Annotated in this window: 1 protein-coding gene; it reads left to right on the top strand. The window is 48.9% G+C overall.

What is annotated here, in order from left to right; translation table 11 throughout:
• Positions 1–371: 371 nt before the first annotated feature.
• Positions 372–589: hypothetical protein (locus tag EAE93_RS24045; protein ID WP_214040740.1), on the top strand; the 218-nt coding region annotated here is incomplete at its 3' end.

Raw genomic sequence — 589 nt, forward strand, 5'->3', positions numbered from 1 at the left:
CCGTTGAGATTAAACAAATTGTGCTGTTTGATAAAAAAACACTTGATTTTAATATGCGCTAATGAGGAGAATTGACTTATTCAATAACCGTCTATTTCGTTATTGAATCTATTAATTCGAGAGCAGGCATCAGGCCCTCACGATTATTTTCATTCCGGTTAACTGCTGAGTCAGGAAATACCGGATGAAATCTCTTGTTCCCCGGATTAACCAGGGCTGACAACCGAGCATTTATTCGGTTGGATTTGTGCCAGTTGAATGGATGAATTGACCTCATCGCTGATAGCAACTGGGACTTTATTGAAACAGTAGGAAGCGCCTCGCTTGCTACTGCACAGCCGTTTTATCTGATATCCGGGGAAAACCTATTAATGGATAGAAAAATGTTGCGGGCTCGCCAGCTGCGAGCGAGTCAAGCCGCGCTGCCGGGCCATGCCCGCTACCGCCTTGAAGTGCGGCGCTGTGGCGCCGAACTGGAGGTATTCAGCTTCACCGGCGAAGAGCGCCTGTGCGCGCCCTATTGCTACACCATTGATTTCACCAGCCCGACCCGGGATATCGACCCGGCGGTGATGCTCAACAAATCCGC

This window comes from Photorhabdus akhurstii, from assembly GCF_018448925.1.
In the GTDB taxonomy this organism is placed as follows: Bacteria; Pseudomonadota; Gammaproteobacteria; order Enterobacterales; family Enterobacteriaceae; genus Photorhabdus; species Photorhabdus akhurstii.